This window comes from Streptomyces sp. NPDC048185, from assembly GCF_043202495.1.
Taxonomy (GTDB): Bacteria; Actinomycetota; Actinomycetes; order Streptomycetales; family Streptomycetaceae; genus Streptomyces.
In genome coordinates this window covers 372,796-397,914 of sequence record NZ_JBIDAN010000004.1, presented here as the reverse complement: position 1 = coordinate 397,914, position 25,119 = coordinate 372,796, and the positions used below count along the sequence as shown (strand labels likewise).

Annotated in this window: 18 protein-coding genes; 10 read left to right on the top strand and 8 right to left on the bottom strand. The window is 73.0% G+C overall.

The features are described from left to right. Nucleotides 1-343: 343 nt before the first annotated feature. Nucleotides 344-1,120 carry a phytanoyl-CoA dioxygenase family protein gene (locus ACGF3H_RS15305; protein WP_362498572.1) on the top strand — a complete coding sequence of 259 codons (777 nt, stop codon included), beginning with the start codon at nucleotides 344-346 and terminating at the stop codon, nucleotides 1,118-1,120. Nucleotides 1,121-1,175: 55 nt separating this feature from the next. Here the strand turns inward: ACGF3H_RS15305 and ACGF3H_RS15300 are convergent, their stop codons facing one another. Further along, nucleotides 1,176-2,162, bottom strand: a complete 987-nt coding sequence (locus tag ACGF3H_RS15300) for an SMP-30/gluconolactonase/LRE family protein (protein ID WP_362498570.1) — start codon at nucleotides 2,160-2,162, stop codon at nucleotides 1,176-1,178. A gap of 65 nt (nucleotides 2,163-2,227) precedes the next feature. Here ACGF3H_RS15300 and ACGF3H_RS15295 point away from each other — a divergent pair, with 65 nt between their 5' ends. Beyond that, complete coding sequence (locus ACGF3H_RS15295; RefSeq protein WP_362498567.1) at nucleotides 2,228-2,680, top strand: Lrp/AsnC family transcriptional regulator; 453 nt, start codon at nucleotides 2,228-2,230, stop codon at nucleotides 2,678-2,680. Nucleotides 2,681-2,755: 75 nt separating this feature from the next. Here ACGF3H_RS15295 and rox read toward each other — a convergent pair whose 3' ends face one another. Beyond that, nucleotides 2,756-4,216, bottom strand: a complete 1,461-nt coding sequence (gene rox, locus ACGF3H_RS15290; protein WP_362498564.1) for a rifampin monooxygenase — start codon at nucleotides 4,214-4,216, stop codon at nucleotides 2,756-2,758. 209 nt (nucleotides 4,217-4,425) lie between these two features. Next, the gene (locus ACGF3H_RS15285) at nucleotides 4,426-4,650 is read right to left on the bottom strand and encodes a hypothetical protein (protein ID WP_362498562.1); all 225 of its coding nucleotides are present in this window, start codon (nucleotides 4,648-4,650) and stop codon (nucleotides 4,426-4,428) included. A 235-nt stretch (nucleotides 4,651-4,885) separates the two neighbouring features. Between ACGF3H_RS15285 and ACGF3H_RS15280 the strand changes: the two genes are divergently transcribed. Next, nucleotides 4,886-7,522 (top strand): SpoIIE family protein phosphatase, encoded by a 2,637-nt coding sequence (locus ACGF3H_RS15280; RefSeq protein ID WP_362498560.1) that lies wholly within the window; start codon nucleotides 4,886-4,888, stop codon nucleotides 7,520-7,522. A 37-nt stretch (nucleotides 7,523-7,559) separates the two neighbouring features. Here ACGF3H_RS15280 and ACGF3H_RS15275 read toward each other — a convergent pair whose 3' ends face one another. The 5 genes from ACGF3H_RS15275 to ACGF3H_RS15255 form a co-directional block, all read right to left on the bottom strand. Next, nucleotides 7,560-9,449 carry an alkyl sulfatase dimerization domain-containing protein gene (locus tag ACGF3H_RS15275; protein ID WP_362498557.1) on the bottom strand — a complete coding sequence of 630 codons (1,890 nt, stop codon included), beginning with the start codon at nucleotides 9,447-9,449 and terminating at the stop codon, nucleotides 7,560-7,562. Between the two features lie 49 nt (nucleotides 9,450-9,498). Beyond that, nucleotides 9,499-10,674 carry an acyl-CoA dehydrogenase family protein gene (locus tag ACGF3H_RS15270; RefSeq protein ID WP_362498554.1) on the bottom strand — a complete coding sequence of 392 codons (1,176 nt, stop codon included), beginning with the start codon at nucleotides 10,672-10,674 and terminating at the stop codon, nucleotides 9,499-9,501. Between the two features lie 29 nt (nucleotides 10,675-10,703). Next, nucleotides 10,704-12,278 carry an AMP-binding protein gene (locus ACGF3H_RS15265; protein ID WP_362498552.1) on the bottom strand — a complete coding sequence of 525 codons (1,575 nt, stop codon included), beginning with the start codon at nucleotides 12,276-12,278 and terminating at the stop codon, nucleotides 10,704-10,706. A 202-nt stretch (nucleotides 12,279-12,480) separates the two neighbouring features. Continuing rightward, entirely contained in the window at nucleotides 12,481-12,921 is a 441-nt protein-coding gene (locus ACGF3H_RS15260; RefSeq protein WP_362498549.1) for a hypothetical protein, read from the bottom strand. 123 nt (nucleotides 12,922-13,044) lie between these two features. After that, nucleotides 13,045-14,109: an aldo/keto reductase gene (locus ACGF3H_RS15255; protein WP_362498546.1), complete on the bottom strand. Its 1,065-nt coding sequence runs from the start codon at nucleotides 14,107-14,109 to the stop codon at nucleotides 13,045-13,047. 131 nt (nucleotides 14,110-14,240) lie between these two features. Here ACGF3H_RS15255 and ACGF3H_RS15250 point away from each other — a divergent pair, with 131 nt between their 5' ends. The 7 genes from ACGF3H_RS15250 (at nucleotide 14,241) to ACGF3H_RS15220 (ending at nucleotide 25,093) form a co-directional block, all read left to right on the top strand. Continuing rightward, complete coding sequence (locus tag ACGF3H_RS15250; RefSeq protein ID WP_362498543.1) at nucleotides 14,241-14,861, top strand: TetR/AcrR family transcriptional regulator; 621 nt, start codon at nucleotides 14,241-14,243, stop codon at nucleotides 14,859-14,861. Between the two features lie 196 nt (nucleotides 14,862-15,057). Then, nucleotides 15,058-17,601: a discoidin domain-containing protein gene (locus tag ACGF3H_RS15245; protein ID WP_362498541.1), complete on the top strand. Its 2,544-nt coding sequence runs from the start codon at nucleotides 15,058-15,060 to the stop codon at nucleotides 17,599-17,601. 302 nt (nucleotides 17,602-17,903) lie between these two features. Continuing rightward, nucleotides 17,904-18,431, top strand: coding sequence for a hypothetical protein (locus ACGF3H_RS15240; RefSeq protein ID WP_362498538.1), 528 nt, complete (start codon nucleotides 17,904-17,906; stop codon nucleotides 18,429-18,431). A gap of 449 nt (nucleotides 18,432-18,880) precedes the next feature. Further along, entirely contained in the window at nucleotides 18,881-21,019 is a 2,139-nt protein-coding gene (locus tag ACGF3H_RS15235; RefSeq protein ID WP_362498536.1) for a hypothetical protein, read from the top strand. 58 nt (nucleotides 21,020-21,077) lie between these two features. Further along, a complete protein-coding gene (gene pelF, locus ACGF3H_RS15230) occupies nucleotides 21,078-22,595 on the top strand; it encodes a GT4 family glycosyltransferase PelF (protein WP_362498533.1) in 1,518 nt (505 codons plus the stop codon). Beyond that, on the top strand, nucleotides 22,592-23,998 hold the full coding sequence (locus ACGF3H_RS15225; protein ID WP_362498531.1) for a hypothetical protein: 1,407 nt from the start codon (nucleotides 22,592-22,594) through the stop codon (nucleotides 23,996-23,998). Before pelF ends, ACGF3H_RS15225 begins: the two co-directional genes overlap by 4 nt. A 93-nt stretch (nucleotides 23,999-24,091) precedes the next feature. Further along, entirely contained in the window at nucleotides 24,092-25,093 is a 1,002-nt protein-coding gene (locus ACGF3H_RS15220; RefSeq protein WP_362498528.1) for an SDR family NAD(P)-dependent oxidoreductase, read from the top strand. Nucleotides 25,094-25,119: the final 26 nt, after the last annotated feature.

The window sequence follows — 25,119 nt, the reverse complement described above, 5'->3', positions numbered from 1 at the left end:
GGGTCGGTCGGCGCTGCGGCCGCGTGCGCCTCGGTGGCGACGGTTGCGCCCTGAGGCGACAGGCATGACACAGCAGGCATTTCGGGCAGGACGACAGCGCTCCCCCAGTGAGCCGTCCGCGTCACCGCCGGAGCACTGTCGGTGCACGACTCTGGCGGGCCCCACCTGGACATGTCAATATGTGCTCGATACAAAGCCGTTTCGAGCAGTTCCGAGCACACATTGGCTGCCGGCCCGATGAACGGACCGTGCCGGGCGGGGCAGATGCTCCGCGGTCACACCCGACAGAAGCGGCGCGGTTCCTGTCGGGTGACCTGGGCCGGTGTCGCCGCATGCTGGGGGCATGGACGACACGATCTTGGTATCCCGCTTCCTCCGCGACGGCTTCGTCAAGCTGGAGGGCGCCGTCGCGCCGCGCGTGGCCGCGGACTGCGGGCGGCTGCTCTGGCGTGAGACGGGCTGCGACCCGGACGACCCGGCGACGTGGACGCAGCCGGTGCACTGGGTGGCGGGCATGGCACAGGGGCCGTTCGCCGCCGCCCCCAATGCGCCGGCCCTGCACCGCGCGTACGACCTGCTCGTCGGTGCGGGACGCTGGGAGCCCCGCTACTCGCTGGGCACGTTCCCGTTGCGCTTCCCGCACGAGGAGGAGCCGGACGACGCGGGCTGGCACATCGAGGGAAGCTATCTGCCGGAGGGCGAGAGCTGGTACTTCACGAACCTGCGCTCCCGTGGCCGGGCGCTGCTGATGCTGTTCCTCTTCAGCGAGGTCGGTGAGGAGGACGCCCCGACCCGGATCCGGGTCGGCTCCCACCTCGACGTGCCGCAGGTGCTGGAGAAGTACGGGGAGGACGGGGCGAGCGGCCTGACCCTCGCGCCCGACCTGGTGGCCGCGTCCGGCCACCGGCAGATCGCCCTCGCTACCGGCTCCCCGGGCGACGTCTTCCTGTGCCATCCGTTCCTGGTGCACGCGGCGCAGCCGCACCACGGGACGCGGCCGCGCTTCATGGCCCAGCCACCGCTGATGCCGGCCGCACCGTACGAACTGGAGCGGGCCGACGGCGCCTACTCACCGGTGGAGATCGCGATCCGCCGGGGCCTCGGACAGGACACCCCTTGACCGGACGGGGACGGCAGCGGCTTCGGCGCCGGACAGGCCTCCCTCCCCATGACCTTCAGCGTGCTGCCGCGTCCCGCCACGGCTGGTGTCCCGGTCCGGCCGGATGGGTGCCCGTGACCCCCATGACCAGGGAGTAGAGGCTGGTCTCCGCGGTGATGAACAGGCGGTTGCGCTTGGCGCCGCCCCAGGCGATGTTGGAGACCGCCTCGGGCACGTCGAGCCGCCCGATGAGCGTGCCGTCGGGGTCGTAGCAGTGCACCCCGTCGTTCATCGCGGCAGCCCAGAGCCGGCCCTCGTCGTCGAAGCGGAGATTGTCGAAGCGCGCGTTCGGGCGGCCGGCGGCGTCGGCGAAGACCTTGCCCTCGGACAGCGTGCCGTTCTCGCGCACGTCGAAGACCAGGATGCGGCCGGCCCGGGTGTCGGAGACGAAGAGCTGCTGCTCGTCGGCCGAGAAGACCAGGCCGTTCGGGGCTGCGAAGCAGTCGGCGACCAGGCGCACTTCGCCGCTGTCCGGGTCGATGCGGTAGACGTGGTTGGCGCCGATCTCGCTCTCGGCACGGTGGCCCTCGTAGTCGCTGGTGATACCGAAGTCCGGGTCGGAGAACCAGATCGAGCCGTCGGACTTCACGGCCGCGTCGTTCGGGCTGTTCAGGCGCTTGCCCTGCCAGCGATCGGCCAGCACGGTGCGGCTGCCGTCGTGTTCGGTCCTGGTGACCCGGCGGTTGCCCTGTTCGCAGGTGATCAGCCGGCCCTGCCCGTCGAGGGTGTTGCCGTTGGTGTGCCCGGCGGAGCGGCGGAAGACACCCACCTCGCCGGTCTCCTCGTCCCAGCGCAGCATCCGGTCGTTGGGGATGTCGCTCCAGACCAACTGCCGCCAGGCGGGCACGTAGACCGGCCCCTCGGCCCACCGGCAACCGGTCGCCAGCACCTCCAGGCCCGCGTCCCCGTTCATGCACCGCCCGGTACGGAACCGGTCGTCGAGCATTTCGTACACCTCGTCGGCCACGACTCTCCCCTTGTCCTCGCCAGTGCCGAATCTCATGCGGCACATCGGCAAGACTGCTGGATCAGATATGGTCCTTTCAAGCAGAAGCCGAATGGAGAGTCGTGGATCACATCGATCGCGTCCTGCTGGAGCTGCTCCAGCAGGACGCCACCCAGTCCTACGCCGCTCTGGGCCGGGCAGTCGGCCTGTCGGCGGGCGCCGCCCACGAACGGGTTCGCAAGCTGCGCTCGCGCGGCGTCATCCGGCGCACCGTCGTCGAGGTGGACCCGGCGGCGGTCGGCGGCAGCGTCCTGGCTTACGTGACGGTCGACTCCACCGCGTGGATGGGTGATTCCGCGGAGGACTTCGCCGCGATTCCCGAGATACTCGAGGCGCACATCACGGCCGGCAGCGCCTCGGTGCTGGTGAAGGTCAGGACCGCGACCACCGAGCAACTGCAGGACGTGCTCCGTCGGATCTACGCGATCGACGGCGTCAGCGGGACGCAGGCCACCGTCGTCCTGGAGACCTTCTTCGAGCGGCCCGTCTCCCCCGGAGCCACCGAGCAGCTCTGACCCTCGGGCCGCGTCGTCCCGACGCCCATGGAAGGCGGCCACGACGGGGCCGGGGCCGCCTTCGCGGGCCGACGGTCAGTCGGCCGGCCTGCCGAACCAGCGGGCGAGGTGGGCGTCCAGGTCCCGCTGGTCGTCGCCGGCCCAGGCGACGTGACCGTCGGGGCGCAGCAGGACGCAGGGGACGTCCAGTGCCGCCGTGGGGTCCGCGAGGTGATCGACCCGGTCCGACCAGGCCCCGGCGGTCAGGCGTCCGGTGCGGTCCAGCAGCAGTCCGCGACCCCGGTGCAGCAGGCCGTACAGGTGCCCCTGTTCCACGTCGATGTCGCGCAGGCGGCGGCCGAGGAGGTCGGGGCCCGCACCGAAGTCGTAGCGGATGTCGATCGCGGTGATCTTCTCGATGAGACGGCGGTTCACCTCGTCGATGTCCATCAGCTCGGTGAGCAGCCGGCGCACGGCCCGCGGGCCCGGTCCGGTGGAGTGCAGTTCCATCTGGGCGCGGGTGTTGTCCAGCACCGCCTCGGCGACCGGGCGGCGTTCGGCCTGGTAGGTGTCCAGGAGTGTTTCCGGCGCCCAGCCGCGGATCTGCGCGGCCAGTTTCCAGCCGAGGTTGAACGCGTCCTGGATCCCCAGATTGAGACCCTGTCCGCCGGTGGGCGGATGGATGTGCGCCGCGTCACCGGCCAGCATCACCCGCCCGGTCCGGTACCGCTCGGCCAGCCGGGTGGCATCTCCGAAGCGGGACAGCCAGCGCGGCGAGTGCACGCCGAAATCGGTGCCGGCGACGGTGCGCAGCTCCCTCTTGAAGTCCTCGAGGGTGGGCGGTTCCGCGCGGTCGCCGACTCCCGCGGCGGGGACCACGACGCTGTACGTCCCTCCGACGGGGCTGAGCCGGAATCGCTTCTCGGTCCGGCCGATCTCCTTCACCTTGGCGGCGATCTCCTCCTGCGGCACACCCACTTCCATCTCGCCCATCAGCGTCTCGGTCCGCGAGGGCTCACCGGGGAAGCCGACGCCGAGCAGTCTGCGCACCGTGCTGTGCCCGCCGTCGCAGCCGACGAGATGGCGCGCACGCAGTCGTTCGCCCCCGGCCAGCTCGACGGTCACCCCGTCGTCGTCCTGCTCGAGACCGGTCACCGCGCCACCGCGCCGGATCCGCGCGCCCAGCCGGGTCGCATGGTCCTCCAGCAGGCGGACGAGTACCGGCTGCGGAATGCCCAGCAGGTAGGCGTGGGCGCTGTCCAGGTCCTTCGGCGCGGGTTTGTCGATGCCGGCGAAGAATCCGCCGGCCGGGCGCTGTCGTCCGTGCTCGCGAACGCGCTCCAGCAGTCCGCGCATGTCCAGCAGCTCGAGACTGCGCACGTGCAGTCCGACGATGCGGACGAACGGCGCGGGCTCGGTCTCCTTCTCCAGGACGAGTACCCGTACGCCGTGCAGCCGCAGTTCGGCGGCCAGCACCGCGCCGGTCGGCCCGCAGCCGACGATGATCACGTCGAACACGGTCGCGCGGTCGGCGCCGGGGGTCTGCGAAGAGTCCATGGGTGTTGCCTTTCGGGAGTGCCTGGTGTGGAGGCGCTCCCGGCGACACCCGCGTCAGTCGCCGGCCGTGACGGTAAGGGGGAGCACCCACGTCGATACGTCGTTCATGGGTCTCACCTCCTCGGGCGGTGTCACGGTCCCCCGCAACCTACAAGTGCGGGCATCGCCGCGTCCACTCGTTTCGCGGCCGTGCGGTCACGGCGCCCGTGTCAGAACAGGCGCTCCTGCGCACCGGCCTGCCTGGCGCGCGGCCGTTCCCGGCGCGGTACGGGTGGCTCGGGTGCCGTGTCCCCGAACAGGGGAGCCGTGCCGTACTCGTCCGGCTCGGCCGGTACGGGGGTAGGACCGGTGCCCACGTTCAGCCGCAGCGGGGCTTCCCGGTCGAAGTCGCCCGGGGTCATCGCCGTCCACTCCCGGTCCTGCCGCTCACCCACGCACCGACACCTCTCTCCCGTCGCGAGCCGCGGTCGCCGCCGCTCGGCCTGTCGTGAGGGATTCTGCCCGGTCGTCGCCCCGTCTCACCGGGCGCGTCGGCCATCACGGGGTTCCGCCCGCCGGCGGGGCACCCGCGAGGAAGCCTCGGGACGCCGTGCGGGCGGGTCCGGTGGGTGGCGGACCCGCCCGCCCGGCGTCCCGCGATCCCGGCCGTGCCGGGCACACACTGGAGGCATGGACCATCCCGATCCGCCGAAGGCGGTGTCACGGCGCTTCCCCGGGGAGCCACGGAGCGCGGCGTCGGCCCGGCGCTTCGTCCGCGCGGCTCTCGGCGACGTCGCCCCGGACCTGGCCGACACCGCTCAGCTCCTCGCCGACGAGCTGGTCACCAACGCGGTGCTGCACGCGGGCACCGAGATCGAGGTGGGTGTCCGCGTGCAGGACGGCCAGGTGCGCGTGGAGGTCCGTGACGGCCGGCCCGGCCGTGGTCCCGTGCCGCGCCACTCCCCGCCGTACGCCGGTACGGGCCAAGGGCTGGCGCTGGTCGAGCAGTTGGCGTCGCGTCACGGGGCCGACACCGGCCACGGACACAAGACCGTGTGGTTCGAGCTGTGGCCGGACGGTCCGCCGCCGCCGTCGCCGGGGTGGGAGGCCGCCGCCCCGCCGTATCCGCACGGGACGACGGTGACACTCGTCGACGTGCCGAGCGCCCTGTGCTCGGCGTCCCAGCAGCAGCGGCACGCACTGCTGCGCGAGCTCACCTTCGCCGCGTTCGCCGGGGACCACCCCGACGTGCCGCCGCGGGAGCTCGCCGCCGCCCATGACACCAACAACATGATCAGCGCCGGTCTGACGGCCGCCCCGGCCCACCCGGTCGCCGACGCGGGCCTGCGCTCCGTGTCCCTGACGCTGCCGGCCGACGCGGCGCCGGCGGTACGCGCGCTGCGCAGCGTGCTGGAGGCGGCCGAGGAGGCGGCCCGTGAGGAGCGTCTGCTGACCCTGCCGGCGCTGCCGCGCGGACGCGCCTTCCAGGACTGGCTGTTCGACGAGATCGTCGGCCAGCTCGCCGGGGGCCGGCCGACCGCGTGGACCGTGCTGCCCCGCGAACCGGAGGTCAGCTCGTCGGACCTGGTGCCGTGGGACGTCTCCCACGTGCGGGCCGGCCGGCTCCCGACCATCGCCGCCGACGAGGCCAACCGGATCATCGCGGCGAACGGGCCGGCGGCGGACATGCTCGGCTGGAGCGCCGACGAACTGGTCGGGCGGAAGCTCACCGCCCTCATCCCCGAGCACCTGCGCGAGCGGCACACCGCGGCCTTCACGTCCCTGCTGCTCACCGGACGCACCCGCATCATCGGCCGGTCCGTGCCGCTTCCCGCGCTGCACCGCGACGGCCGGCTGGTTCCGGTCCGGCTGTACATCCAGACGCAGGAGACGGCCGACGGCCGCACCGTCTTCGTCGCCCAGCTCTCCCCGCGGGCCACCACGTCCCTCGACCCCGGACCGGCCGGCGGGCACCGCCGCAAACCGCTGCCGGATCCCGGGCGGAGACGCCCGCCGGCCGCTCCGGAAGGGATTCGCGGGACGGGCACCGGTCACGGCATGTCGGCGCTGGACCGGCTGTCCCTGCTGGCCGAGACGGGAGCCCGGCTCAGCGACACCACGGATCTGGACGAGGGCCTGCGCCGCGTCGGCCGGCTGCTCACCCGGCAACTGGCCGACTGGTGCGCGGTGGACCTGTTCACCGAGCACGCCCAGGTGGAGCGGGTCTGCGTCGTCCACCGGGACCCGCGCGGGCTGCGGCCCGAGACGTACGAGGGCCGGCTGCCGCCGGTGTCCGACGCCTCGCGCGGACCCCTGGCCCGGGCGCTGCGCGGGGCCGGCCCCCTGCTGCTCACCGGGGCGCCGACCCCGGGGCAGGCCGTGAGCGAGCTCGACCGGGACTACGCCGAGCTGTTCCGCCGGCTCGGCGCGGGCAGCGCCGTCGTCGCCCCGCTGCGGGCCCGCCGGGAGATCTTCGGCACGCTGACCGTCACCCGTACGGGCGGGGCCCCGCCGTTCACCGAGGAGGACCTGTCCCTCGTCGACGACCTGGTGCACAGCCTGGCGCTCGGCGTGGACAACGCCCGGCTGTACCAGCGGACCCTCAGCATCGCCGAACGGCTCCAGCTCTCGCTGCTGCCGGTGCTGCCGGACCTCGCGCACCTGCGGATGGCCGCCCGCTACGCCGCCTCCTCCACCACCGCGCAGGTCGGCGGTGACTGGTACGACGGCTTCGTCCTGCCCAGCGGGGACACCGCCGTGGTCATCGGCGACGTCACGGGGCACAACCTCGACGCGGCCATCGCCATGAGCCAGTTGCGGAGCATGCTCCGGGGCATCGCCGTCGACCGCCAGGAGCCGCCCGCGGAGGTGCTGCGCCGGCTGGACATGGCGAACCACAGCCTCCGCCAGGAGGCCACGGCCACCGGCGTCTACGGCATCGTCAAGGGCCCCGCCGAGGGCCCCTGGGAGCTGCACCACTCCTCCGCCGGTCATCTGCCGCCCCTGCTGACCACCCGGGACGGCGAGACCCGCTACCTGGAACAGGGCGCGGGCCTGCTCCTCGGCATGGATCCGGAGGCGGCCCGCCCGACGGCCCGCACCACGCTGCCGGCCCACTCGACGCTGCTGCTGTACACCGACGGTCTGGTGGAGCGCCGGGGCGAGGTGCTCGACGTCGCTCTCGACCGCCTGCGCCGGCACACCGCCGATCTCGCCCGCGAGCCCCTCGACACGTTCTGCGACGAGTTGCTGATCGGGCTGGGCGCCGACAGCGACGACGACATCGCGGTCCTCGCCCTGCGCCCCACCCCGCCCACGATCCGCTGATCCGCGGCGTGGCCGGGCGTCGCGCGGATCCGCAGGGTCATGGTGTGACGACGGCGAAGCGCGGGTCGGGGCGTTCCATGAGGGCGCCCAGGGTGGTCAGGGCGGTGACGTCGCCGTCCGTGGTGATGCGCCCGTCCCCGACGGCCTCGGGGAAGGTGGTGGTCCGGCTCACGACCGCGTCGAGGGTGGCGCGGGTGAGCCTCAGGATGAGGTGCGGGGCCTCGCCGCGCGGGGCGTCGCCGGGCATCGGGGTGAGGGCGCCGTTGGAGAGCAGCAGCGTCCACACGTCCGTGACAGGGCCGGTCGTGGAGTCGTCGCCGGTGAACTCCCAGCGCAGGAGGAGACGCCCGGCCGCGGCGGCGCGCGGGCCGTCGATCCGGACGGCCATGGACTGGAAGATCTGCTCGACGGTCAGCGCGGCGGTGATGCCCGACGACGCACCGCGGCCGGGGGCCGGCAGGACGCCGCCCCGCAGTTCGGCGGCGCCGGTCAGGTAGAAGTTGCGCCACGGACCGCACTCGGAACCGTGACCGAGCCGTTCGAACGTGTCGGCCTGCAGTGCGCGGGCCTCGCTGTGCCCCGGGTCGGTGAAGAGGACGTGGTGGAGCACCTCGGCGACCCAGCGCAGGTCACCGGCGTCGAAGGAGGCGCGGGCCTTGGCGACCACGGCGTCCGCGCCGCCCATGAACTCGGTGTAGCGCCGGGCGGCTTCGCGCGGCGGGTGCTGCCACAGGTGCGCCGGGTTGCCGTCGAACCAGCCCATGTAGCGCTGGTAGACGGCCTTGGCGTTGTGGCTGAGGGAGCCGTAGTGGCCGCCGATGTGCGCGCGTTCCTCCAGCGCGGGCGGGAAGCGGAGTTCCTCGGCGATCTCCGCGCCGGTGTGCCCGGCGTTGATGAGGCGCACGCACTGGTCGTGGAGGTAGGCGTAGGCGTCGCGCTGCTCCTCGAGGAAGCGCAGGGCGCGGTCCTGGCCCCAGGTGGGCCAGTGGTGGGAGGCGAAGACGACGTCGGTGGTGTCGGCGAACAGGCGGAGCGTCTCGGTGAGGTACCGGGCCCAGGCACTGGGGTCGCGGACCAGGGCGCCGCGCAGGGTGAGGACGTTGTGCAGGGTGTGGCAGGCGTTCTCCGCCACGCAGAGCAGCCTCAGGTCGGGGAAGTGGATGTTCATCTCCGCCGGCGCCTCGGTGCCCGGGGTGAGCTGGAAGACCATGCGGACGCCGTCGACGGTCTCGCTCTGCCCGGTGGTGTGCACGTCGAGGGTGGGGGCGATGAGGCCCACGCTGCCCAGGGAGGTGGTCTGGCCGAGTCCGCAGCCGATCTGGCCGTCGGGGCCCTTGGGCAGGCCGGTGCCGTACATGTAGACGGAGCGGCGGGACATCGCGGGGCCGGTGATGACGTTCTCGCCGGCCGCGTGCTCGAGGAATCCGGCGGGCGCGATCACCGGGAGCCGTCCGGCGGCGGCGTCCGCGGGGTCGGCGACGCCGAGGACGCCGCCGAAGTGGTCGATGTGCGAGTGGGTGTGGAGGACCACGGTGACCGGGCGGTCGCCGCGGTGCTCCCGGTACAGGGCGAGGGCCGCCGCCGCGACCTCGGCGCTGATCAGCGGGTCGATCACGAGGACGCCGCGGTCGCCCTCGACGAAGGTGATGTTCGACAGGTCGAGGCCGCGGACCTGGTAGACCCCGGGCACCACCTCGTACAGGCCCTGGCGGGCCGTCAGACGGCTCTGCCGCCACAGGGACGGATGTGCGGTGGGCGGACAGTCGCCGTCGAGGAAGGCGTAGGCGTCCGCGTCCCACACGGTGCGGCCGGCCGCGTCCCGCACCACGCCCGGTCGCAGGCGGGCGACGAACCCCCGGTCGGCGTCGGCGGAGTCCTGGTCGTCGTCGGCCGGTCGGTGGGCGGGGGCGGGCGCGGTGCCGGACATGCGGTCTTCCTCGGGTCGTGGGTGCGGGGCGGTCGGCGGGCGGGGCGGGTCAGGCCAGGGTCGCCAGTCCCTTGGCGATGCCGTTGCGCTGGATCTCCGACGTGCCGGTCAGCACGCGGAACATGCGCATCTTGCGGAAGAGGTACTCGATCTCGTGGCCCTGGGTGAGGCCGTCCTTGCCGTGGATCTGCACCGCCTCGTCGAGGAGGCGGAAGACCGACTCGGCCACGAAGAGCTTGCACATGAACGCCTCGGTGCGCACGTCGTCGCCGCGGTCGAGGGCGGCCAGCGCGGCGTAGGTCATGGAGCGTGCCGCGTAGAGGTCGGCGGCCATGTCGGCGAGCTTGTGCTGGATGGCCTGGAGGGCGAGCAGGGGCTCGCCGTTCACGGTGCGGGTGAGGGCGCGGTCGCGGGTGAGCTGGAGCGCGCGGCGGCCGGCGCCGATGGCCGACGGGCAGTGCAGGAGGCGGTTGACGGTCACGCGGCCCAGGGCGATGCGCAGGCCCTTGCCCTCCTCCCCCAGCAGGTTGGCGGCGGGGACCCGGCAGTCGTCGAGGACGATGTCGCTCTCGATGTGCTCGCCGGACATCGGGGTGGCGCCCTCGGTGACGGTGCAGCCGGGGCTGTCGAGGTCGACGAGGAAGGCGGAGTAGGACTCCTCGGTGTCCGCCATGCGTGCCACGACGATGGCGAAGTCGGCGAAGGGACCGGCGGAGCTGAACACCTTGTGCCCGGTGAGCCGGTAGCCGTCGCCGTCCCGGACGGCGGTGGTGCGCATGGCCCGCACGTCGGACCCGGCGTCCGCCTCGGTGAGGGAGAAGCAGCAGGCGCGCTCGCCGCGGACCAGCGGCAGGAGGTAGGTGTCGAGCTGGTGGGGTGTGGCGTGGCGGAGGATGTCGCCGGCGCGCAGCGGGCCGCCCATGTCGCCGAGGACGCTGTGGCCGAGCACGCGGCCGGAGGCGGCGACCTCCTCCTTGAGGACGGCCAGTTCGGTGTACGTCAGGGCCTGGCCGCCGTACTCCTCGGGGAGGTGGATGCCGTAGAAGCCGAGCTCCCGGCAGCGTTTCCACACCGGTTCCAGGTCGGCGCGGGTGAGGCGGGAGGTGCGGGTGATGCCGTTGTCCTGTTCGTACAGGGCGAGTTCGCCGTCCAGGTAGGTGCGCAGGCGGGTGACGAGGCCGGCGAGCCGGGGTTCGGCGGGGACGGGGCGGAAGGAGAAGGTCATGGTGGGGTGCTCCGGGTCTGCGGGTCGGTTCAGTGCACGCGGCGGGTGGCGTGCGCCCAGTACGGCTCGCGGACGGCCTTGCGGTCGAGCTTGCCGTTGCGGTTGTGCGGGAGTTCGTCGACGAAGTCGACGGAGCGCGGCTTCTTGAAGCGGTCCAGGCGCAGGCCGCAGAAGTCGGCCAGTTCGCCGGCGGTGACCTGTGCGCCGGGGCGGGTCACGACGACGGCCTTGACCGCCTCGCCCCACTTCTCGTCCGGGACGCCGACCACGCAGGCCTCCTGCACGGCGGGGTGCTCGTACAGGACGGTCTCGACCTCGGTGCTGTAGATGTTGAAGCCACCGGAGATGATCATGTCCTTCTTGCGGTCGACGAGGAACAGATAGCCGTCCTCGCGCATCCAGGCGAGGTCGCCGGTGTGCACCCAGCCGTCGCGGAAGGTCTGGGCGGAGAGTTCCGGTGCCCGCCAGTACCGGCTGACGCAGTCGGGGCCGCGCACGATGATCTCGCCGATCTCGCGGGGCGGGAGGGGCGTGCCCTGCTCGTCGACGATCCTGACCTCGGTGTCGTAGGCGGCCCGGCCGCAGGACTGGAGGAGTTCGGGGTCCTCGTCGACGGCCCGGGCGATGTCGGCGCCGGACAGGCCGGCGACCACGCTGGTGGTCTCGGCCAGGCCGTACCCCTGGGCGACGACGGGGCCGAACAGGGCGACGGCGTCCCGCAGGCGCTGCGGGGAGACGGGCGCTCCGCCGACGCGGACGCTGGTGAGGCTGGTCAGGTCGCGGTCGCCGGCCCCCGGGTGGGCGAGCACCGTGTTGAGCATCGCCGGGACCAGGAAGGTGGCGGTGATGCGTTCGCGCTCCACGGTGTCGAGGAACGCCTGCGGGCTCCAGCCCGGCAGCACGTGCGTGGTGGACCCGCCGAAGACGCCGGCCAGCAGGACCATGCCGGTGGCGTGCGTGATCGGTCCGCAGGCCAGGTAGCGGGTGTCGGGGCGGGGCCGCGACTCGTCGTTCATGAGGGTCTTGCGCATGTTGGCGAGCCGGTTGCCGAAGGTCTGCACGGCCGCCTTGAGCGAACCCGTCGATCCGGAGGTGAAGTTGAGGACGGCGGGCGCGTCGTCGGTGACGTCGACGGCCACCGGCCCGGCGTCGCCCTCGGCGAGCAGGTCCTCGTACGGCAGGGGTTCGCCCTCGGTCCCGCCGGCCCCCTTCTCGGCGTCCAGGGCGACCGGCACGCACGCGGTGCCCGCTGCCGCGAGTGCGGCCAGGGCGTCCTCGCGGTGGGCCTCGTCGAAGACCAGGACGCGTACGGGGGCGTCGCGCAGGATGTGCTCGATCTCTCCCCTGCCGAGGCGGGCGTTCACCGGGACCCGGATCAGTCCGGCCTTGTACAGGGCGAACTCGACCTCGACGAGCTCGCCCCGGTTCCAGGCGAGGCAGGCCACGGCGTCGTCGGGGCCCAGCCCCCGCCGGACGAGCGCGGAGGCCAGCCGGTTGGCCCGCTCCTCCAGGTGGGCGTAGGTCCAGGTGCGGTCGTCGCAGACCAGTGCGGGGTGTTCGGGCCAGTGGCGGGCGCTGCGCGTGAGGTAGATGCCGAGGTTCACCGACGGACTCCTGTGCGGGTGTGTCCAGACTGGTTGATTGTTTCCAGACAGAGTGTTCGTTAACGCATCACCTGTCAAGAGCCGGGGTCGATGGCCCGGGCGGGAGACGGCCTTTCGTGCACGGGAGCGAGAACGCGTGCGCGGGAACGACAAAGCGGCCGGCCACCGTCCAGACGGTGGCCGGCCGCTCGGGTCCGGTGTTTCAGGCCGCGCGCACGCGGTCCCGCACCGCGCGGAGGGGTGCGGAGGGGGTACGGGCGGCGCTGACCCGGTAGGTCGTCCTGGCCGGGTCGGTCAGCGGATCGCCGAGCGTGATCCGCCCGGCGGCGTGCAGCGCGTCGCACTCGGCGGTCGGCAGCGCGACGTAGCAACCACCCTTGCCCGTGGCGGAGTCCAGCGGCCGCCAGTAGCTGTACCTGCGCCGCCCCCCTTCCCTGACGGTGACGAACACGGGGGTGCGCGCGTCGGAGACGATCCGCAGGACGTCGGACTCCACGGGGCTCAGCGGGCCGCCCGGGCGGCCCCGCCGGCGCCCCGGGGCCGGCACGGCGCCGAGGGGAGGGACGGCACCGAGCCGGGCGGGGCGGCCGGTCGCGCGGCGGGCGACGGTCTGCTGGAGCAGGGCGGTGGGCGGCATCGGCATGGCCTTTCCAGGTCAGTGACTCGAGACCGCCTACCCGGTACGGCCGGTGTTGATCTCGCTTGCGCCCGCATTCTTCAGTACGGCACTGACAATGCCGCGGCCCCGCGCTCCCGTTGAGCGGTCTCAGCCGCTTGCCCGGGCCGCGCCCGCCCTGGTCAGGGGGTGCGGGTTGACGCGGGCGAAGCCCTCCTGCCGCTCGTAGGGGAAGTAGGGGTAGGGGGCGGCCTTGGCGCTCGCGGCGTCGAGGCGAGCCACCTGGTCCTCGGTGAGGGACCAGCCGACGGCGCCCAGATTCTGCCGGAGCTGCTCCTCGTTGCGGGCGCCGATCAGGACGGAGGAGACGGTCGGGCGCCGCAGCAGCCAGTTGATGGCGATCTGGGGGACGGTCCGGCCGGTCTCCTCGGCGACGGCGTCGAGGGCGTCCACCACCCGGTAAAGGTGCTCGTCGTCCACGGGCGGGCCGTAGTCGGCGGTGGCGTGCAGCCGGCTGCCGGCGGGCAACGGCCGGCCGCGGCGGATGCGGCCCGTCAGCCGGCCCCATCCCAGGGGGCTCCAGACGACGGCTCCGACGCCCTGGTCGAGCCCCAGCGGCATGAGCTCCCACTCGTAGTCCCGGCCGACGAGGGAGTAGTAGACCTGGTGGGCCGCGTACCGCTGATACCCGTGCCGGTCCGCGTCGGCGAGCGACTTCATCAGCTGCCAGCCGCTGAAGTTCGAGACACCGGTGTAGCGGAGCTTTCCGGCCCGTACGAGGTCGTCGAGCGTGGACAGCACCTCGTGCACCGGGGTTCGCGCGTCGTACGCGTGCAGCTGGAAGAGGTCGATGTAGTCCGTGCCCAGCCGGCCCAGGGCCTGGTCGACCGCCTTGATCAGACGCGCCCGCGAGGTCCCCGCGTCCGCCGGACCGTCGCCGGTCGGAAGGCCGGCCTTGGTGGAGATGATCACCTGGTCACGGCGGCCCTTGAGGGCGGCGCCGAGCACCTCCTCCGACGCGCCGCCCGAGTAGACGTCGGCGGTGTCGAACATGTTCACCCCCGCCTCCAGGCTGATGTCGACCAGCCGGCGCGCCTGCGTCTCGTCGGTGTCGCCCCAGGCGCCGAAGAGCTCTCCACGCCCGCCGAAGGTACCCGCGCCGAAGCTCAGTGCCGGGACCATGAGCCCGGACTCGCCCAGTCTCCTGTATTCCACAACCGCATCCCCTCGTCCGGTCGCCCCGTCGGTCGAGCCACGCGACGACACCCCTTTAACGGGACGTTCGTTCCGTTAAGATGTCGCCAGGCTAGCAGAAGACCGGCCTCTAATGGAACTGGAGTACCGTTATGACGTCCGACAGCGTGGAACCGGGCACCGTACGCCCGGGCGGCCGCACGGCCCGGGTGAGGGCCTCGGTACTGCGGGCCGCCGGCGACGCACTGGCCGAACACGGCCTGGCCGGGCTGGACCTCGCCGACGTGGCCCGTCGCGCCGAGGTCGGCAGGACCACGGTCTACCGCCGCTGGGGCACCCCGGCCAACCTGGTCGCCGATCTGCTGACGGACATGGCCGAGCAGTCGCTCCCCCGCTCGGAGACGGGCAGCCTGTCCGGCGACCTGCGGGCGAACGCACGGCTCGTGCAGCGCACGCTGGCCGACGCGCGGCAGGGCGCGCTGTTCAAGGCGGTGATCGCCGCCGCGACCTGCGACGCACAGGCGGCGGCCGCCCTCCACCGCTTCTACGACACCCGCGTCTCGGAGTGGGAGCCCTGCGCCCGGCAGGCCGTCGAGCGCGGTGAGCTGCCCGAGGGCACGGACACGCGCGAGGTGATCCGCGCCGTCTCCGCCCCCCTGTACTACCGCCTGCTGACCACCGGCGAGCCGCTCGACGAGGCGGCGGCGGACCGCGCCGCGGACGCCGCGGTGGCGGCAGCGCGGGCAGGGGCTTTCGCGTCGACCGGAGGCTGAGGAGGGCCCGAGGCGGAGAGCCGGGGGCGGCGGCCGGACTTTTTCTCTCGTCCAAAGCCTTGCCCGATCGATGCCTCACCACTTAAATCACAGCTTGAACTAAGCGGCACGACAAAGCCGTTCGCCCCGACAGCCGCTTTCGGCAGCCGGCCGCGACGGCCGTTCCCCCCTGTCCGCACCCGCAGAAAGCTCACGCATGAGACTCAGATCCCTGGGTGTCGCGCTCGCCGCCACCGCGGCGCTCGTCACCCTCCCCGCACACGTGACGGCTTCCGCGGCCGACACCCCTCTGTCCCAGGGCCGTACGGTCACGGCCTCGTCCACCGAGAACGCCGGGACGGCCCCCGGCAACGCCGTCGACGGCGACAAGGGCACGCGGTGGTCGTCGGCCGCGAGCGACAGCCAGTGGCTCCAGGTCGACCTCGGCGCCACGGCCTCCGTCACCCGGGTCGTCCTCGACTGGGAGGCCGCCTACGGCAAGGACTACCGGATCCAGCTCTCCCCGGACGGCAGCACCTGGACCGACGTGAAGACGGTGACCGGTTCGGACGGCGGCACCGACACCCTGGACGTCTCGGGCCAGGGCCGCTACGTGCGGATGCAGGGCGTCCACCGGGCCACTCCCTGGGGCTACTCCCTGTGGGAGTTCCAGGTCTTCGGCACCACGGGAGGCACCACGCCCGGCGCGTGCGGCACGGACGACGCCGCGCGCGGCAAGCCCGCCTCCGCCTCGTCCGTCGAGAACGCCGGGACCCCCGCCTCCGCCGCCTTCGACGGCGACACCGCCACCCGCTGGTCCAGCCAGGCGTCCGACCCGCAGTGGGTCCGGGTCGACCTCGGCTCGGTGCGGGACCTGTGCAAGGTGGACCTCAACTGGGAGGCCGCCTACGCCAAGGAGTTCCGGATCGAGGCCTCCTCGGACGGACAGAACTGGCAGACCCTCAAGAGCGTGACCGGCGCCACCGGAGGCAAGGCCTCCTACGACGTCAGCGGCTCCGGCCGGTACGTCCGCGTCCAGGGCACGGCCCGCGCGACCGGCTACGGCTACTCCCTGTGGGAGGTCGCCGTCCACACCGGCACCACCGGCACTCCCCCGGTCGAGGGCGGCGGCGACCTGGGACCGAACGTCATCGTCGTGGACCCCTCCACGCCGAACCTCCAGCAGAAGTTCGACCAGGTCTTCGCCCAGCAGGAGTCGAACCAGTTCGGCAGCGGGCGCTACCAGTTCCTGCTCAAGCCCGGCACCTACAACGGCATCAACGCCCAACTCGGCTTCTACACCTCGATCTCCGGGCTCGGCCTCAACCCCGACGACACGCAGATCAACGGTGACATCACCGTGGACGCGGGCTGGTTCAACGGCAACGCCACCCAGAACTTCTGGCGTTCCGCCGAGAACCTCGCCATCACGCCGTCCAACGGCACCGACCGCTGGGCCGTCGCCCAGGCCGCCCCGTTCCGCCGGATCCACGTCAAGGGCGGCCTCAACCTCGCCCCCAACGGCTACGGCTGGGCCTCCGGCGGCTACATCGCCGACTCGAAGATCGACGGCACCGTCGGCCCCTACTCGCAGCAGCAGTGGTACACCCGCGACAGCTCGGTCGGCGGCTGGACCAACGGCGTCTGGAACATGACCTTCACGGGCGTCGAGGGCGCACCGGCGAGCAACTTCGAGACCGGCCCGTACACCACGCTCGACACCACACCGGTCTCCCGCGAGAAGCCGTTCCTGTACCTGGACGGCAGCGAGTACAAGGTGCGCGTGCCCGCCAAGCGCACGAACGCGCGCGGGGTCTCCTGGCCCGCGAACGCCGGCGGCACCTCCCTGCCGCTCAGTCAGTTCTACGTCGTCAAGCCCGGCGCGACGGCGGCCACCATCAACGCCGCGCTCGACCAGGGTCTCAACCTGCTGTTCACGCCCGGTGTCTACCACCTCGACCGCACCATCGAGGTGAACCGGGCGAACACCGTCGTGCTGGGCCTCGGGCTGGCCACGATCATCCCGGACGGCGGCGTGGACGCCATGCACGTGGCCGACGTCGACGGCGTGCGGCTCGCCGGGTTCCTCATCGACGCGGGTCCGGTGAACTCCGCCGCGCTGCTGCGCATCGGCACGCCGGGCGGGAACGCCGACCACTCCGCCAACCCCACCACCATGCAGGACGTGTTCATCCGCGTCGGCGGCGCGGGACCGGGCAGGGCCACCGACTCCGTCGTGGTCGAGAGCGACGACGTGATCGTCGACCACACCTGGATCTGGCGCGCCGACCACGGTGAGGGCGTCGGCTGGGAGACCAACCGGGCCGACTACGGACTGCGCGTCAACGGCGACGACGTCCTCGCGACGGGCCTGTTCGTCGAGCACTTCAACAAGTACGACGTCTACTGGAGCGGGGAGCGCGGCCGGACGATCTTCTTCCAGAACGAGAAGGCGTACGACGCCCCGAACGAGGCCGCCATCACCCACGACGGCATCGTCGGCTACGCGGCCTACAAGGTCGCCGACTCGGTGAACCAGCACGAGGCGGTCGCGCTGGGCAGTTACTGCAACTACACGTCCGACGACACGATCGTCCAGCACCACGGGTTCCAGGTGCCGGTCAAGGCGGGTGTCAGTATGCGCCACCTGATGGTGATCTCCCTGGGCGGCAAGGGCCAGTACGCCCACGTGATCAACGACACGGGCGCGCCCACGTCGGGGACGGACACCGTGCCGTCCAAGGTCACCCAGTTCCCGTGACGGACGGGTGAGCCAGGTGTCCGTGCGCCCGGGGACAACGCGTCCCGGGCGCACGGACCGTTTCCGGCAGGCACGCGGAATCCGCCATTGCCGCCGGTGGGCCGGGGTGACGGAGCGGCCCGGCGCGGTTCCCCGCAGGGCCGGGGCACACACGGCGCTGTGGTGCGCGAACACCGGCCGGCACCCGTTGTGACGGTGCCGTCACACCGCCTTCACCGAACGCACACTTCCAGCCGAGCCGTGTTCCCGCTGTTCCCGGCGGTGCAGACGGTGCGCGGGGGCCGTGCCTAGTCTCCCGGGCCATGCGATCCACACGAACGAGACGCCTCGGCCTCGCCACGATCATCGCCCTCGCCCTCGCCCTGTTCGGCCTGGCGCCCGCCGCGAGCGCCGCCGAACCCGGCCCGGCGGAGCTGACGTTCAGCACCGACGCGGCGACCACGCAGCCGGGCGGCACGGTGAACCTGTCGATGACGATCAAGAACAACAAGACGTACGACATCTGGTTCGTCTACCAGACGATCGACCCGACCTGGCTGACCACCCAGCGTCCCGACCTCAAGTACAGCTTCACCGGCTGCACTCTGGCGGCGGAGACCGGAACCGTCCCGTGCAGCGGGACCGGGCCCGCCAACCTGGGCACCAACTACGGCGCCACCATCCCGCCCGGCCAGAGCCGCACCGTCACGCTGACGCTGCAGGTCGCCGCCGACTCCGGATGCAACGGCAACATCGGCTTCTACTCGTACTACTACGCCGAGTTCAGCGACAGCACGAGCGTCAACGGCGGCCCGGTCTACACGCCGGAGACCCGCGTCCTGTGCGCCTGACCGCACCCGTCCTCCCGTACTGAGCACCGGCGGCGGCCGGCCCCACCAGCGGGCCGGCCGCCGTCGGTCTGTGGATCACACGTGACCTGATCCCGTCCAGGGCCGGCCGGCCCGCTGGTGGAGACCTCTGGCGAAGGGCTTGCCCGGAACGTGACGTTCCGTGGCCACCCGATTCCGCTTCGCAGCAGCCCACAGGCCCTGCGGCGCCCACGGCCCGCCAGGACACCGCGCTCACCGGCGACCGCGGCGGGTGCCGTCGGCGACCGAATGGACACAAGTACTTTTCCGTCAAGTTCCGCAGCAGGCACACAAAAGCTCCACACAGACCTCACTATGTGACGCGACGGATGCGTTGACGACCGGCGTCTCAGGGGAGCGGCGGCGTTGTCATGGGGTGGGGGCTCCGAAAGGGGCGGCCGACCCCTGCTCGGGGGAGGGAATCTCACCGCATGAAGCGGACCATACGTACGACGGCGCTCACCGTGGGCGCGCTGATCGCGTCGCTGGCTCTACCGGCCGGCACGGCCCGGGCGGACGCCCCGGCACCGCGCATCGACCTGCGCGTGCTGGTCGTGAGCGACGGAGGACCTGCCACCGACGCCATCGCCGCCGAGCTGAGGACCGCGGGGACGCCGTACACCGAGATCGACCTCGGGGACGCGGACCGGCCGTCCATCGACGCCGGCTTCCTCGCGGACACCGTGGACGGACGGCCCCGCGCCAGGTTCCAGGCCGTGGTCATGCCCAACGACAATCCCTTCCCGGCGAACTCGGGCGAGATGGCGGCCCTGGCGGCCTACGAGAAGACGTACGGCATCCCACAGGTCGACGCGTACACCTACGCGCGTCCCGAGGTCGGGCTCCAGTACGCGGTCGGCACCGGGTACGCCGGCAGCCTGGACGGCGTGCGGGCCGAGGTGACGCAGGCCGGGCTGGCGGGCCCCTTCGGCTATCTGGACGGGGCGGTGCCGTTCGAGGACAACTCCCCCACCGTGGGCGAGTCGTACGCCTACCTGTCGACGCCCGCGCCGGGCGCCGACTTCGTGCCCTACGTCCAGGCGGCGATACCCGGGCGGGCGACCAAGGGCTCGCTGGTGGGCGAGTACCGGCACGACGGGCGGCGCGAACTGGTCGTGACCTTCGTCTACAACCAGTACCAGCAGCAGTTCCGGCTGCTCGCCCGGGGCATCGTGGAGTGGATGACCGGCGGGGTCCACCTGGGCGCCGACCGCAACTACTTCGCGGTGCACGTCGACGACGTGTTCGCGGCCGACGACCGCTGGGACACCCGGCTCAACTGCACACCCGGCGACGTGGACTGCGCGCCGGGCGAGGGGACGCCGAACCCGATCCGCATGATCCCCGCCGACGTCGACCACGCCACCGCCTGGCAGGAGAACAGGAACTTCACCTTCGACCTGGCCTACAACGGCTCCGGCAGCGTCGACCACCGCGAGGACAACAACGGTGCCGACCCGCTCGCCGACAAGCTGATCGCCGACCGCGGCGCGTTCCGGTGGATCAACCACACCTACACGCACGCCTTCCTCGGCTGCGTCCAGGACGTCAGCGTCGTGCCGTGGAAGTGCGCCACGAACGCCGACGGCAGCACCCGGTGGGTCTCCCGCAACGACATCGCGGACGAGATCGCCACCAACCGCGTCTGGGGCCAGGCCGCCGGACTGCCGCTGGACAACGACGAGTTGGTGACCGGTGAGCACTCGGGCCTCAAGGTGACCCCGCAGCAGCCCCAGGACAACCCGAACCTGGGTCCCGCCCTCACGGACAACCGCGTCGCCTGGCTCGGCTCGGACAACTCCCGCGACCCCGTGCAGCGCCGGGTCGGCAGCGCCACCACCGTCTCCCGCTACCCGATGAACGTCTTCTACAACGCCGGGCGGGCGGCCGAGCAGGTCGACGAGTACAACTGGATCTACACCAGCCGCGCCCAGGGCGGCAGCGGCATCTGCGAGGACAACCCGGCCACCTCCACGTGCCTGACCGCACCGCTGGACACCGCCACCGGCTACACCGGCCACATCGTGCCGCTGGAGACGCGCATCGCGCTCGGCCACGTCCTCGCCAACGACCCCAAGCCGCACTTCATCCACCAGTCCAACCTGGCCGAGGACCGTATCGCCTACCCGGTCCTCGACGGTGTCCTGGACGGCTACGCCGGGCTGTTCGCCGACAACACCCCCGTGGTGAACCTGCGCATGGAGGCCATCGGCGTCGAACTGCAGCGCCGCGCGGCCTGGCAGGCGGCCGTCGACGCCGGGCAGGTCACCGCCTACCGCGTCGGCGGCACCGTGACCGTCGAGGCGCCCGGAGGCGTCGCGGTGCCGGCCACCATGCCCGCCGGAACCCTGCGCGCGGGCACCGGCTTCGGGGACGCCTACGCCGGTGCGGTGTCGGGCTGGACGACCCCCGGGGCCGGGCAGCCCCTCGCCCTCACCCTGCCGTCGTCGGTCACCGCTCCCCAGGCGGCCACCGGCTCCGGCGACACGGCCGCCGCGACGCCGGCCGCTCCGCGCACCCGGGTACCGGCCGGCGTGAGCGAGCCGGTGCCCTACGGCACGGTGCGCTGAGCGCCCACCGCCACCCGCAGGACCCCGCCACCCCACATCCCGGCCGTGGAGCACATGGATGCACGTTCCCCACGGCGCGCGGCGCCCCGGCGCGCCGCGCGTCACCCTGCTCACCGAAGGCACCTACCCGCACAGTCACGGCGGAGTGAGCGTCTGGTGCGACCAACTCGTCACCGGCATGCCCGACCTGGACTTCGACGTCGTCGCCGTCACCGGCACCGGACGCGAACCGGTCGTCTGGGACATCCCCCGGCACGTCACCCGGGTCGTCTCCGTTCCCATGTGGGGTCCCGCCCCGCAGGGGCGCCCCCCGCGCGGGCGCGAGCGCACCCGGCTCGAGGCCGCCTACGAGCGGTTCGTGACCGCGCTGCTCGACCCGCGGGCCGAGGACGGGTTCGGCCCCGCCCTGTACCGGCTGGCGCGGGCCGCCTCGGACGGCCGGCTGAGCCCCTTCCTGCGCGACGACCGGGCGATCGGCATCCTGACCGCCGTCTGGAACCGGCCGGGGCTCGCCGTCCGCGAGGCCCGGCCGACCCTGCACGACGCGGTGACGGCGACCGCACTGCTGGAGCACGCCCTGCGTCCGCTGGCCGCTCCGTGTCCGGAACAGGGCGTGGCACACGCGGTCAGCGGCGGCGTCGCCGTCCTGCCCGGGCTGGCCGCGCTGGAACGGCACGGGGTGCCGCTGCTGCTGACCGAGCACGGCGTCTATCTGCGCGAGCGCTACCTCGGTTACCGCACCGCCCCCTACCGGTGGCCGGTCAAGGCACTCGTCCTCGGCTTCTTCCGGCTGCTGGCCGAGGAGACCTACCGCAGGGCCGCCCTGATCACCCCGGGCAACCGCTACAACCGGCTGTGGGAGGAACAGGGCGGCGCGGCCCCGGCATCCATACGCACGGTCTACAACGGCGTCGACCCGGCCGCCTTCCCGCCCGCCGGGCCGGAGCCCGCGGAGCCCGTGCTCAGCTGGGCCGGCCGGGTCGACCCGATCAAGGACCTGGAGACGCTGATCCGCGCCTTCGCCCTGGTGCGGGCCGAACTGCCCGCGGCACGCCTGCGGTTGTTCGGCGGCACCCCGCGCGGCGGCGAGGCCTACCGGGAGCGCTGCGAGGCGCTGGCGGCGCAGCTCGGTCACGGCGACGCCGTCACCTTCGAGGGCCGGGTCGAGGACATCAAGGACGCGTACGCCGCCGGGAACGTGGTGATGCTGTCCAGCATCAGCGAGGGGTTCCCCTTCACCCTGATCGAGGCCATGTCGTGCGGCCGGGCGACCGTCTCCACGGACGTGGGCGGCGTGCGGGAGGCCGTCGGTGACACCGGTCTCGTCGTACCGCCGCGTGACCCGGCCGCCATGGCCGCCGCCGCGCTGGAGCTGCTGGGCGACGCGGAGCGGCGCCGGGCGATGGGCGAGGCGGCGCGGCTGCGGGTCATCGAGCAGTTCACGCTCCGGCAGACCATCGACACCTTCCGGTCCGTCTATCTGGAGCTGTCGGCGTTCGGCTGCGCGCCCGCGGCGGCCGACGACGCCCCCTTCACGGCGGTCGGCGCGGCACCGGTGAGGAGCGCGACCGGATGAGCGGACCCATGGCGCTGGAGCCGGGCGGTGCGGAGCAGGACACCTTGGCGCTGCGCCTCGCCGAGGCCCGCCCGCCCGCCCCGCGCGCGGCCGACCACCACACGCTCGCCCTGGTCCGGCCGGGGCACGGCACGCGGCAGGAGGCGGTGGACCGGCTCGCCGCCGAACTCGCCGACCGCGTCGCCCCGGCCGTCCATCCCTACGAGGTGGCCGCGCTGCTGGAGTCGGAGGGCCTGACCGGCGAGGTGATCACGGAACGGTACGGACACCGCGACCTGTTCTCGCTCGCCACGGCCCTGTACGAGCGTGTCCCGCGGACCTTTCCGGAGCCGCCGCGGCCCGCCGACCCCTGGCGGCCCGACCACGTGCGCTGTGCGCTGCGCGGCGCCCTGTTCGCGCTGCCCGGCCTCGGCTACGCGCTCGCCGGACGCCTGCTGCCCCACGGCGGCACGGTGACGGCGCTGGTGGTGGCGGGGCTGGTGTCCTGGGCGTGGAACCAGGCGCTCGGCCACCGGGCGTATCTGCGGCTGGCCACCGGGCGCCGGGAGGCCGGCCGCACCCTGCTGAAGGGGGCGCCGCTGGGCGCCGTCGCCGCGGTCGCCGCGGGGGCGCCGCTCGCCGGGTCCGGGGCGGCGACGGCGGCCGTGGCGGTCCAGTCGGGGTACCTGGCCGCGGCCGGCGTACTGCTGGTGCTGGGCCGGGAGCGGCTGCTGCTGGCCGCGCTCGTGCCGGTGGTCGCCGGTGCGGCGGTGCTGCCCTGGTGGGAGGTCGGCGACCTGCCGCGCGCGGGCCTGCCGCTGCTGTCGCTGTGCGGCGCGGCCGCCGCGGCCGGCTGGGCGGTGCGCGGCACCCTGACGGCGGAACCGGCGCCGGGGGCGGTGCGTCCGCGGCCGTCGCGGTCGCTGCCGTACGGCCTGTTCGGACTGGCCGCCGGGGTGCTGGTGTTCCTGGCGGGCCGTGAACAGCCGTGGGCGGTGGTGGTGCTGACCGTGAGCATGGGCCCCGCGGAGTGGCTGCTGTACCGCTACCGCGGTCTGTCGGTGGCGGCGCTGCGGGCCACCGCCACCCCGGCCGCGTTCCGGCTGCGTTCGGCCGCCGTCCTCGCCGGCTGCCTGCTGGCGTACACCGGGCCGCTGGTGCCGGCGGCCCTGCTGGTGGACGCCGATCCGGTGGAGACGGCGCTGCTCGCGGCGGTCCTGTGGACCTCGCTGCTCCTGCAGGCGTTCGGCGTGGCCTGGCCCCCCGCCGCCCTGTGCCTCGCGGCGGCCGCGGGGGCCGGCGCGGTCGCGCTGTACGACGTCCCGCCCGGCGCGGCGGCCCTGCCGCTGTGCTGCGGGACGGCCGTGCTCTGTCTCACCGGCTGCGTGCTGCGGCTGCTGGGCCGGCCGGCCGCCCATGCCTGACCCCGCCCGCCCGTCCCCGTACCACCGGCGTGCCCCCGGGGGCCCGTCGTCCCGTCCCGCCACCGAACCGTCCACCGACCGGAAGGACCCCGCGTGACCTCCGCACCGCTCGCCGCCGTCACCGGAGCCGAGGGATTCATCGGCTCCCACCTCACCGAGGCGCTCGTGGCCTCCGGGCACCGGGTGAGGGCCATGGCGCAGTACAACTCCTTCTCCTCCTACGGCTGGCTGGAGACCCTCTCCCCCGACGTGCTCGACCAGGTCGAGATCGTCCTCGGCGACGTCCGGGACCCCGGCTCGGTCCGGCACCTGGTGGAGGGCGCCGACTGCGTTTACCACCTGGCCGCCCTCATCGCGATCCCGTACTCCTACCGGGCACCGCACAGTTACGTGGACACCAACGTCACCGGCACCCTCAACGTGCTGGAGGCCGTGCGCGCCCAGGGCACGCCGCGGCTGGTGCACACCTCCACCAGCGAGACGTACGGCACCGCGCAGACCGTGCCGATCACCGAGGACCACCCGATCAACACCCAGTCGCCGTACGCCGCTTCGAAGGCGGGCGGGGACCGGCTGGCCGACAGCTACCACGCCAGCTTCGACACCCCGGTGGTCACCCTGCGGCCCTTCAACACCTACGGCCCCCGCCAGTCCATGCGGGCGGTGATCCCCACCGTCATCGGGCAGGTCGCGGCCGGGGAACGGACCATCACCCTCGGGGACCTGCGTCCCACCCGGGACTTCACCTTCGTCGAGGACACCGCGCAGGCGTTCCTGGCGGTGGGCACCGCGCCCGCCGAGCGGGTCGTGGGCCGCACCTTCAACGCCGGCACCGGCGGCGAGATCTCGGTCGGCGACCTGGTGGCGCTGATCGGCAAGGTGATGGACAGCGCGCTCGACGTCCGGGAGGACGCCCAGCGGCTGCGGCCCGCGAACTCCGAGGTGATGCGGCTGGTCGCGGACGCGAGCCGGCTGCGGGAGGCGACCGGCTGGGGGCCGGCGCACGACCTGGAGCAGGGCCTCGCGCGCACCGTGGAGTTCTTCCGCGACCCGGCCAACCTGGCCCGCTACAAGACCGGCATCTACAACATCTGACCCAGACCGGCACGTTGACCGAGGGG

What these genes read in the sequence shown, in the direction of transcription:
- ACGF3H_RS15305 (WP_362498572.1), top strand. Translation starts at nt 344, where the DNA reads ATGGACGACACGATCTTGGTATCCCGCTTCCTCCGCGACGGCTTCGTC.
- ACGF3H_RS15300 (WP_362498570.1), bottom strand. Translation starts at nt 2,162, where the DNA reads ATGAGATTCGGCACTGGCGAGGACAAGGGGAGAGTCGTGGCCGACGAG.
- rox (WP_362498564.1), bottom strand. Translation starts at nt 4,216, where the DNA reads ATGGACTCTTCGCAGACCCCCGGCGCCGACCGCGCGACCGTGTTCGAC.
- ACGF3H_RS15280 (WP_362498560.1), top strand. Translation starts at nt 4,886, where the DNA reads ATGGACCATCCCGATCCGCCGAAGGCGGTGTCACGGCGCTTCCCCGGG.
- ACGF3H_RS15275 (WP_362498557.1), bottom strand. Translation starts at nt 9,449, where the DNA reads ATGTCCGGCACCGCGCCCGCCCCCGCCCACCGACCGGCCGACGACGAC.
- ACGF3H_RS15270 (WP_362498554.1), bottom strand. Translation starts at nt 10,674, where the DNA reads ATGACCTTCTCCTTCCGCCCCGTCCCCGCCGAACCCCGGCTCGCCGGC.
- ACGF3H_RS15260 (WP_362498549.1), bottom strand. Translation starts at nt 12,921, where the DNA reads ATGCCGATGCCGCCCACCGCCCTGCTCCAGCAGACCGTCGCCCGCCGC.
- ACGF3H_RS15250 (WP_362498543.1), top strand. Translation starts at nt 14,241, where the DNA reads ATGACGTCCGACAGCGTGGAACCGGGCACCGTACGCCCGGGCGGCCGC.
- ACGF3H_RS15245 (WP_362498541.1), top strand. Translation starts at nt 15,058, where the DNA reads ATGAGACTCAGATCCCTGGGTGTCGCGCTCGCCGCCACCGCGGCGCTC.
- ACGF3H_RS15240 (WP_362498538.1), top strand. Translation starts at nt 17,904, where the DNA reads ATGCGATCCACACGAACGAGACGCCTCGGCCTCGCCACGATCATCGCC.
- ACGF3H_RS15235 (WP_362498536.1), top strand. Translation starts at nt 18,881, where the DNA reads ATGAAGCGGACCATACGTACGACGGCGCTCACCGTGGGCGCGCTGATC.
- pelF (WP_362498533.1), top strand. Translation starts at nt 21,078, where the DNA reads ATGCACGTTCCCCACGGCGCGCGGCGCCCCGGCGCGCCGCGCGTCACC.
- ACGF3H_RS15225 (WP_362498531.1), top strand. Translation starts at nt 22,592, where the DNA reads ATGAGCGGACCCATGGCGCTGGAGCCGGGCGGTGCGGAGCAGGACACC.